At 73.0% G+C, this 9,942-nt stretch carries 6 protein-coding genes; 3 read left to right on the forward strand and 3 right to left on the reverse strand.

Annotated elements, in window-relative coordinates; translation table 11 throughout:
* Positions 1–175: 175 nt before the first annotated feature.
* Complete coding sequence (locus ACIPAE_RS29960) at positions 176–1,129, reverse strand: zinc-binding alcohol dehydrogenase family protein (RefSeq protein ID WP_402449386.1); 954 nt, start codon at positions 1,127–1,129, stop codon at positions 176–178.
* Between the two features lie 9 nt (positions 1,130–1,138).
* A complete protein-coding gene (locus tag ACIPAE_RS29965) occupies positions 1,139–2,785 on the reverse strand; it encodes an MFS transporter (protein WP_402449389.1) in 1,647 nt (548 codons plus the stop codon).
* Positions 2,786–3,254: 469 nt separating this feature from the next.
* Here ACIPAE_RS29965 and ACIPAE_RS29970 point away from each other — a divergent pair, with 469 nt between their 5' ends.
* Positions 3,255–5,648, forward strand: coding sequence for a right-handed parallel beta-helix repeat-containing protein (locus tag ACIPAE_RS29970; protein WP_402449391.1), 2,394 nt, complete (start codon positions 3,255–3,257; stop codon positions 5,646–5,648).
* Here the strand turns inward: ACIPAE_RS29970 and ACIPAE_RS29975 are convergent.
* On the reverse strand, positions 5,645–6,085 hold the full coding sequence (locus ACIPAE_RS29975; RefSeq protein WP_402449394.1) for a hypothetical protein: 441 nt from the start codon (positions 6,083–6,085) through the stop codon (positions 5,645–5,647). The genes ACIPAE_RS29970 and ACIPAE_RS29975 overlap by 4 nt on opposite strands.
* Positions 6,086–6,269: 184 nt before the next feature.
* Here ACIPAE_RS29975 and ACIPAE_RS29980 point away from each other — a divergent pair, with 184 nt between their 5' ends.
* Together ACIPAE_RS29980 and ACIPAE_RS29985 are read left to right on the forward strand one after the other, a co-directional pair.
* Complete coding sequence (locus ACIPAE_RS29980) at positions 6,270–7,442, forward strand: UDP-N-acetylglucosamine--N-acetylmuramyl-(pentapeptide) pyrophosphoryl-undecaprenol N-acetylglucosamine transferase (protein WP_328473770.1); 1,173 nt, start codon at positions 6,270–6,272, stop codon at positions 7,440–7,442.
* A 341-nt stretch (positions 7,443–7,783) separates the two neighbouring features.
* Positions 7,784–9,817, forward strand: coding sequence for an NPCBM/NEW2 domain-containing protein (locus ACIPAE_RS29985; protein WP_402449397.1), 2,034 nt, complete (start codon positions 7,784–7,786; stop codon positions 9,815–9,817).
* Positions 9,818–9,942: the final 125 nt, after the last annotated feature.

Here is a 9,942-nt window from a genome sequence, read left to right on the forward strand (position 1 = left end):
GACGCCCCGCCGCCAAGCCGCCTCCCCACGGCGACCCGTCCCACCGGGCGTACCCGGCACGCGCCTTCGCCCGGCGACGCGCCCCCGCGGAGGCCCGTACGGCAGGCCGCGGCCACCCCGAACGTGGCCGTCCCGACCATCGCGACGCGGGCCGTCCGCGGCGCCGGTTCGCCGGTCACCCGCCGATCCGCACGGCCAGTTTGCCCACCGCGCCGGCGGCGAGCGCCGCGAAGGCCGCGTCGATCCGGTCGAAGTCGTACGTAGCGGTCACCGGCGATTCCCGCGGACCGTCCTGCGCCAGCTCGGCGAGCCGATCCAGCAACTCCGCGTCGACGCGCGGCCGTACGTTCACCGCCGGGATGCCGTGCAGCGACTGCGGGTCGGCCGCGCGCAACGTGGACGCGGCCCGGCCGCCGGCGGCCAGCGTCGCCGTGACGAGCGGGGCGAACACGGCGGGGTCCCGGTCCACCAGGTCGATCACGGCCGTCACCCCCGCCGGGTGCCGGTCCCGCACCGCCGCGGCGACGTCCCCGGCCGACCAGTCGACGGTCTCGGCGGCGCCCGCGGCGCGGACGTGCCGTTCCTCGGCGCCCGGCCGGGCGGTCGCGACCACGCGCACGCCCCGGGCGGAGGCGAACCGGGTCGCGAAGCTGCCGACCCCGCCGCTCGCCCCGACCACCAGCAAGGTGTCCGCCTTCCCCACCCCGACCGCGTCGAGGCAGGACAGCGCGGTCACGCCGGCCAGACCGAGCGCGCCCGCGGTCAGGTCGTCCAACGCGGCCGGGATCACGGCCAGTTGCCCCTGCGGCACGGTCACGTACTCGGCGAACGCGCCGGACCGTACGGTGTCCGCGTGCAGCAGGCCGAACACCCGCTCCCCGACGGCCGGTCCGGTGACGCCGGGGCCGGTCGCGGCCACGACGCCGGCGAAGTCGGTGCCGAGGACGGCGGGGAAGGCGTACCGCTTGTAGCGTCTGGCGCGTCCGGCGGCGATGTTGGCGTCCAGGGGGTTGACCGAGGAGGTGCGTACCTCGACCAGGACCTCGCCCTCGCCGGGGGTGGGCCGTTCGACGTCGGTGATCCGGGGGCGGGCGTCGAAGCCCGTGAGTTGGTAGGCCCGCATGCGCATGGTGTGCTCTCAGTCCTTGATCCGGCGGGTGGTCTCGGCGGTGGCGTCCTCGCCGGCACGGGGTGGCTCGGCCGTACGGCGCGGCTCGGCCGTACGGGATGACTCGGCCGTACGGGATGGCTCGGCCGGGGCCGCCCGCCTGCCGCCGGACGGCGCCTCCTTCAGGGCCATCGCCACATCGTGCGGGTCGCGGTCGCCGCCCTCCGGGACCTCCCGGCTGCCGCGCTGCTTGGTGCGCACCAGTCCCACCGCGGCGACCAGCGAGGCCGCGAACGCCATGCAGGCGGGGATCATCAGGCCCGCGGACACCGCGTCGGCGAAGTTCCCGCGGTTGTCGGCGAGGGCGGAGAAGAAGACCGAGGTGGCGATGGGGATGCCGATCGCCGAGCCGATCTTCACGCCCACCTGGTAGGTCCCGCCGGCCGTGCTCGCGTCGGTCCTGGGGATGTCGTACAGGCCCAGGCTCTGGTTGGAGGAGATGACGAAGCCGGCGCCGAGCCCGCAGACCAGCAGGCCGGGCGAGAGCACGAAGACGATGTGGCCGCCGTCCCAGTTCAGGCAGGCCAGCGAGGTCGCGGCGAGTCCGGCCGTCATCATCAGGCACCCGGCCACGATCATCCGGCGGCCGAAGCGCGGCACCAACCGCCCGCTGATCAGCGCCCCGGACATCGAACCGACCGGGAAGAGCACGGTGCCCAGCGAGGAGTGCAGGGCGGAGTAGTGCAACCCGGCCTGGAAGTAGAGCTGGAGCAGGATGAAGATCGGCGGGAAGGCGGCGTAGAAGAAGAGGCAGGTGACGAAGGAGAAGGTGAAGCTGGGCAGCACGAGCAGCCGGGGTTTGATCATCGGGTGCTCGCCGCGCCGGTCGAGGGCCCGCTCCCACAGCACGAAGGCGGCCAGCAGGACGGCGCCCACGCCCAACAGCCACCACGGCGGGGTGACGCCCTTGTCGCCGTTCTCGGCGAGCGGCAGCACGATCGCGACGAGCGCCAGGCCCAGCAGCGCCATCCCGCCGAGGTCGACCCGGCCGTGGCCCGCGCCCTTGTGCGGGGTCTGCGGCAGCCGCCGGTAGCCGAGGACGAGGGCGACCAGGCTGATCGGCATGCCCAGCAGGAAGACGTAGCGCCACCCGTCGTGGTGGCCGAAGCCGTCGACGGTCTGCCCCGCGATCAGCGGACCCCACGCGGTGGACATGGCCACGATAGCGGCGTACACGCCGAACGCCTTGCTGCGGCCCTTGCCGGTGAACATCTGCTGCATCAGCCCGATGACCTGCGGGATCACGATGCTGCCGGCCACCCCCATGGCGAAGCGGGAGCCGACCAGCCAACTGCCGTCCGGTGCCAGCGCGCAGGACAGCGAGGCCAGCAGGAAGAGCACCATGCCGATGACGAACATCCGCCGCCGGCCGAAGTCGTCGCCCAGCCGCCCGGCGGGCACCAGGGTCACCGCGCCGGCCAGCGAGAATCCGGCGGTCGCCCAGGTCACCTGGGTCGGCGACATGTGCAGGGCGGTCTGCATGGTCGGGAGGATCGCGTTCATCATGCTCGTGTCGAACATGACCATGAACGCGCCGACGAGACCTATCGACAGGACCCGCCACCGTCCGGGGTCGGGTTGCCCTGTCGCGGTCATCGCTGATGCCGTCGTTGCCATCGGCTCTTGTCCTTTCGGTTCGTTCCTTGGCTCGACGCGTACGGCCGCCGGTCGGCATTCGGCTGTCAGCCAGGCGCGGGCACCGCGTTCCGAGGGTTTTCACGCATCGCCGTGCGTGAAGGGAGGTGACATGGAGGTGAGTTGACGTGGACTGGCGTGGACGGACGTGAACTGGCGTGCACGGACGTGAACTGGCGCGCCGCCTGTCCGCGTGCGGCGACGCCCTGACGCTGAACGGTCCTCTGCATCCCGTCGTGGACCCGGCCGAGCAACCCGAGCCATGGCCAAGGAAGCTAGCTTCTAGGTAGGTAAGCGTCAAGGACTCTTGCACGCTTCCGCGCACTTCTCATCTCCGGCACAGATCCCGCCGCGTCGCGCCGGGCCGCGGCGCCCTCCCGCGCCTCGTGCCGCCGGCCGGGAGGGGTCCCGAAGGGCATCTGCTCTGCTCGGGTCATCCGAGAGGAGCGCCATGCCGGCCACCGTCCACGTCTCCCGCTCCAGGCGCGGCGCCTACCGATCGATCGGCGCCGCGCTCGAAGGGACCCGCAAACGCCCGCTGTCGGTGCTGATCGAGACCGGGACGTACCAGGAGGCGCTGACCGTCACCGGGGACGTCGAGTTCGGGGCGGTCGGCGGACCGGTCAGCATCGTGGCGGCGGAGGGCACCACCGCCACCTGCTCCGGCACGGTGGTCTTCCGCGGCCTGTCGCTGACCAACTACGCGGGCACCGTGCTGCACTGCCACGGCGGCAGCCTGACCGTCGAGAACTGCGAACTGCGCGGGCTGGGGAAGACCGGCGCGAGCCTGCGGGCCGAGCACGGCACCGGCGTGACGATGCGCGGGTCGACGGCGCGTTCCGGGCCGGTGTACCTCACGGGGGCGTCGGGGGTGCTGGAGGACTGCGAGCTGCTGGCCTCCCGGACGAACGGCGTGTGGGTCAAGGAGGGCGGCTCGCTGCGGATCTCCGGCGGGGCGATCACCGACCCCTCGGGCCACGGCGTCCGCGCGGAGAGCGCCACGCTGCGGATCAGCGGCTGCACCCTGACCGGCACCGGCAGCGCGGCGGTGGTCGTGTCCGACGACTCCCGGCTCACCATGACCGACACCGTCGTACGCGACGCGCACAAGTCCGGCGTGGACGTGATGCAGCAGTCGCAGGCCGAGATCGGCGACTGCACGATCGAACGGTGCGAGCGCGGGGTGTGGGCGACCGACGGCAGCACCGTGGAACTCTCCCGCGTGACCGTGGCCGACGCCCGGGTCAGCGCCCTGACCGTGAACACCCGCAGCAGGGTCGAGGCGACGGACTGCGAGAGCCGCGGCGCGGTCCGCTACGGCCTGTACCTCGGCGGAGGAGGCATCCTGACGGCACGTCAACTGCGTTTCCAGGGGAGCGAGATCGGCCTGTGGCTGGAGGAGGGGCGCGGCGAGGTCACCGGCCTGCGGCTGTCCGGCGCCGACGTGGGGGTGCGGGTCGGGCAGGCGATGTCCGCGCGGATCACCGACGGCCTGCTGACCGGCTGCGGGCAGGGCGTGGACGCGCCGAAGGGCCGGGCGCTGCTGGAGCTCACCGGCACCACCGTCGAAGGACCGCGCCGCGAGGGCGTCTCGCTGGCGGGCGACGCGCGGCTGACCGCCCGGAACTGCGAGGTCACGGGCGCCGGCGGCACCGGTGTCCTGCTGTCCGGGTCGGCCCGGCTCGACGCGACGGAACTGACGGTGCGCGACGGCGCCGCGGCGGGCGTGCGGGGCACCGGGACGGCCCGGCTGACGCTGCGCGACAGCGTCCTGACCGGCAACGCGGGCGGGGACCTGGCCGTCGAGGACGACTGCGTGCAGGAGGTCATCGGCTCCACCGCGGGCGGGCGCCCTCTGCCGCCGGGGGCGGCGGGGGCCGTGGGGGCCGCGGGCCGGCCCGCGCCGGCGGCCGGCGCCGGAGACACCAGCGACCCGGGCGCCCCTGCCCGTGCCGCGGCCCCCGCCGACCCCGGCGACCCGATGGCCGAGCTCGCCGAACTCATCGGCCTCGAACCGGTGAAGCGCCAGGTGCGCACCCAGGTGAACATCATCCGGCTGGCCGAGCAGCGGCGCGCCGTCGGCCTGCCGACCCCGCCGCTCAGCCGCCACCTCGTCTTCTCCGGGCCGCCCGGCACCGGCAAGACCACGGTCGCCCGCCTCTACGGCCGCGTCCTCGCCTCGCTCGGCGTGCTCGCCGACGGCGCCGTCCACGAGGTGGCCCGCAGCGACCTCGTCGGCAAGTACCTCGGGCACACCGGGCCGAAGACCCGCGAGGCGTTCCTGGCGGCCCGCGGCGGCGTGCTGTTCATCGACGAGGCGTACGCCCTGGCGCGCACCTTCGGCGCCAACTCCGACTTCGGCCAGGAGGCGATCGACGAGCTGGTCAAGCTGATGGAGGACCACCGCGACGACGTGGTGGTGATCGTCGCCGGCTACACCGCGGAGATGGGGCAGTTCCTGGCCGCCAACCCCGGGCTGAGCTCGCGCTTCTCGCGCACCATCGAGTTCCCGCCCTACTCCCCGGCCGAGCTGCTGCGCATCGTCGAACTCACCGCCTCCCGGGCCCGGTACGTCCTCGACGACGCCGTGCGACGGCACCTGCTCGCGTACTTCGAGCGGCAGGCCGGCGGGGACACGCCCGGTAACGCCCGTGACGCGCGCAACCTGTTCGAGTCGATGATGGAGAACCAGGCCGAGCGCCTGTCCGCGGTGGGCGCCCCGACCCTCGACGAGCTGACCCACCTGGACCCCGCCGACCTGCCCTGGCGGCCCCCGTCGCAGCAGCAGGAGCAGCAGGTGGAGCAGGTGGAGCAGGTGGAGCGGCAGGAGAGCGAGCCCGGCTAGTGGGGGCGGCGGTCCTCCGGCTCACCCCTCGGGCCGCCCGCGCCACTCGCGCCCGGGCCGCCGGGTCCCGCCGGGCCGAGCACGTCGACGACGAGCTTCGTGTGCTGCTGGTCGAGCCCTTCCACCATCACCAGCGCGCACGCCTTCACCCGGGCCCGGTAGACGCGCCTGACCGGGAGGTCCGTGCGGGGTTCGAGCGGGTAGTCGTTCGGGGCGAAGCAGTTGCCGCCGTTGTCCCCGCGGTGGACGTGCATGTGGTTCATGTACCGGATGCCGGTCGTGACGTCGAGGATCACCGGGTGCCGGAAGGGCTGGTCCCACGCCGGGTACCACCTGCTGCGCTTCTTCTCCGGCCGCGTGTCGGCGAACTCGGTCACCTCGATCTCGTGTCCCGCCGCTATCGGGGCCGGGTAGTTGAGGGTCAGCGTCGCTTCCATGCCGGGCAGCGTATTGCCGCCGGAGGACGGAAGGGGGCCCGCACGCGCGCACGCCGTCCCCGTGCCGTGCCGTCCGTACCGCGTTGCCCGTGCCGTGGCTGCCTTACCATGCCGCCCGCCCGTACCGTGGCGCCCGTGGCGTGCCCGCAGTCGATAGTGTGCGCGCGTGAACAATGCCTCTGCCATGCCACCCGTCCCGTCCTCCTTCCGGCTGATCGTCACCGGAGGCGGCACCGGTGGACACACGTATCCCGCGCTCACCGCGATCCGTACCCTCCAGGCCCGGCTGGCGGCCGGCGGCGGATCGCTCGACGTCCTGTGGATCGGCACCGAGGAGGGGCTGGAGGCGCGGGTCGCCCCGGCCGAGGGCATCGCGTTCAACACGGTCGTCACCGGCAAGATCCGCCGCTCCAGCAACCCGCTGAAGATGGCGTCGCCGGCCAACATGCGGGACATGGCCCGGGTGCCGCTCGGTGTCGCGCAGGCCCGGAAGATCGTCTCCGGGTTCCGGCCGGACGTGGTGCTCGCCACCGGCGGCTACGTCGCGGTGCCCGCGGGCCTGGCCACGCGCATGTGCAAGCGCCCGCTGGTGCTGCACGAGCAGACGGTGCGGCTGGGCCTGGCCAACCGCAAACTGGCCGGCTCCGCCGCCCGGATCGCGCTGTCCTCCGACTCCTCGCTCGCCCTGCTGCCCGAGCAGTTGCGCCCCCTCGCGGTGGTGACCGGCAACCCGATCCGCCCCGAGGTGCTCTCCGGCCACCCGGACAAGGCGATCGACGCGCTGAACCTGTACGGCTTCGACCGGCGCCTGCCCACGGTGTACGTCACCGGCGGCGCGCAGGGCTCGCAGCAGATCAACGACGTGGTGCGCGACGCGCTGCCCTGGCTGCTGGAGCGGGCGAACGTCATCCACCAGTGCGGCCCGGCCAACGTGGACGACCTGCGCCGCCATGTGGCCTCGCTGCACCCGCAGTTGACGGCCCGCTACCACCTGACGGGTTTCGTCGGCCCCGAACTCCCCGACGTCCTCGCGCTCGCCGACCTCGTGGTCTCCCGCAGCGGCGCCGGCACCCTCGCGGAGCTGACCGCCCTCGGCAAGCCGGCCGTCTTCATCCCGCTCGCCACCTCCGCGGGCAACGAACAGGCGCACAACGCACGGCACTTGGAGGAGTCCGGCGCCGCCGTCGCGCTCATCGGCGAGGTCACCGCCGACCGCCTGCTGGGCGCGGCCGGCCCGCTGCTGACCGACCCCGCGCGCCGCGCCGCGATGGCCGAACGCGCCCGCGCCCACGGCCGCCCCGACGCGGCGGACCGCCTCGTGGACGTGCTGCTCTCCGTCGCGGCGGCGTCCTCGTGACGGCAACGCCGGTAAGGCATATGACGTAAGGCAGACAGCGTAAGGCGTACGACGTACGGGCCCGGGTGCTCCCCGGGCCCTTACGTTTTTCCGGCCCGCGCGCCACCCGCGCCGCGCCGGGGCCGCGTTGATTGCCCGCTGCACGGCTCTTGTCAAAGCCGCGTCACGGCTCCTACGGTGTGGCCGCGAAAGAAAATGCTCGACTCTGTTTCATTACGTTGAATTGTCTGCGCAACAGCCGCCGTCAGCCGGACGATCGGCACAATTGCGCACGCTCCAAGGGCCGACCGGGTCGGTCCTGTTCAGTTCGGTTCATCGACACCGCGAGCAGAGGAACTTCTATGCCAAGATCCGTCCGCAGGCTGATCGCCTGTGCGACCGCCGGCGCGCTGTGGGCCGGCGGCCTCGGTGCCGTGGCCGTGACCGCGGAAGTGGCCGTCGCCGCGGCGCCCGCCTCCGCACTCGACAACGGCCTCGCGCTGACGCCGCCGATGGGCTTCAACGACTGGAACTCCTTCGGCTGCAACGTCAGCGAGCAGCTCATCGAGCAGACCGCCGACTACCTGGTCAGCTCCGGGCTGAAGGACGACGGCTACACCTACGTCAACATCGACGACTGCTGGCAGACGCACACCCGCGACGCCGACGGACGGCTCGTCCCGGACCCGGCGAAGTTCCCCGACGGGATCAAGGGCACCGCCGACTACGTGCACTCCAAGGGCCTCAAGCTCGGCATCTACGAGGACGCCGGCACCGCCACCTGCGCCGGATACCCGGGCAGCCTCGGCCACGAGACCACCGACGCGCAGTCGTTCGCGGACTGGGGCGTGGACTACCTCAAGTACGACAACTGCAACAACCAGAGCGACGGCACCCGCGCCGACTACGTCAAGCGCTACACCGCGATGCGTGACGCGCTGAAGGCGACCGGCCGCCCGATCGTCTACTCGCTGTGCGAGTGGGGCGACCAGAACCCGTGGGAGTGGGCCGGCGACGTCGGCAACTCCTGGCGCACCACGGGCGACATCAACGACTCCTGGTCGAGCATGCTGGGCATCGCCAAGGCGAACATGCCGCTGGGCGCCGACTCGGGACCGGGTCACTGGAACGACCCGGACATGCTGGAGGTCGGCAACGGCGGGATGACCGACACGGAGTACCGCAGCCACTTCTCGCTGTGGTCGATCATGGACTCGCCGCTGCTCATCGGCACCGACCTGCGCAAGGCCACCCCGGAGACGCTGGCGATCCTCGGCAACAAGGATGTCATCGCGCTCAACCAGGACCCGCTGGGCTCGGCGGCCACCGTGGTCTCCTCCAGCGGCGGCGCGTACGTCCTGAGCAAGAAGCTGGCCAACGGCGACCGGGCCGTGGCCCTGTTCAACTCCTCCGACGCCGCCCAGCACATCTCCACCACCGCCAAGGCCGCCGGCCTGCCGCAGCGCGGCAGTTACGCCGTGCGCGACCTGTGGAGCCACACCGACTACGACAGCGCCGGCACCCTGGCCGCGACCGTGCCCGCGCACGGCACCGTGCTGCTGCGGGTGAGCGGCAGCGCCACCGCCGGCGCGGCCGCCCTGCTCGACCCGGCGCTGCTCGACACCGGCGTCTCCCACGCGCCCGACCACATCGAGCCCGGCAAGAGCGCGACGGTCGACAGCTACGCCACCAACCTCGGCGCGCTGCCCGCCACCGGGGTCGCCGTCACCCTCAACGGCCCGGCCGGCTGGACGGTGAAGGCCGCCGGCGCCACCCGCGGCCTGCTGCTGCCCAAGGGCCGTACGTTCAGCACGCCGTGGAAGGTCACCGTGCCGGCCGGGACCAAGCCGGGCTCCTACACCCTGTCCGGCACGGTCAGTTACGACCAGCCGCTCGGCCGCAAGCAGGTCACCGTGCCCCTGGCGGGCAGCGTCACCGTCGAGGTGCCGCCGCCGTCCGGCACCAGCTACCTCAGCGACCTGGACTGGGTCACCGCCACCAACGGGTGGGGGCCGGTCGAGAAGGACGAGAGCAACGGTGAGACCGCGGCCGGCGACGGCAAACCGATCACCATCGGCGGCACCGTCTTCGCCAAGGGCCTGGGCACCAACGCGCCGAGCACCATCACCTACTACCTCGGCGGCGGCTGCTCCAAGGTCACCGCGACCGTCGGCGTCGACGACGAGAAGAACGGCAAGGGCACCGTCGAGTTCGAGGTGAACGCCGACGGCAAGCAGGTCGCCGACAGCGGAGTGCTGAAGAACTCCGACGGACCCAAGCCGCTCAGCGCCGACGTCACCGGCGCCCAGCAGGTCCAGCTGATCGTCACCGACGGCGGCGACGGCAACGACAGCGACCACGCGGACTGGGCCGACGCCCAGGTCACCTGCTCCTGACCGACCCTCATCACGCCTGTGGCGGGGGGGCGGGGGGGGGGCCGCGCCCACCGCCGGGTTCTGGGACACGGGGGGGCGAGCGCCCTCACCCCGCGGAGTTCGGGCGCGGGGCCCGCGCGGGGGGC

This window comes from Streptomyces sp. NPDC087270 (assembly GCF_044744625.1).
Taxonomy (GTDB): domain Bacteria; phylum Actinomycetota; class Actinomycetes; order Streptomycetales; family Streptomycetaceae; genus Actinacidiphila.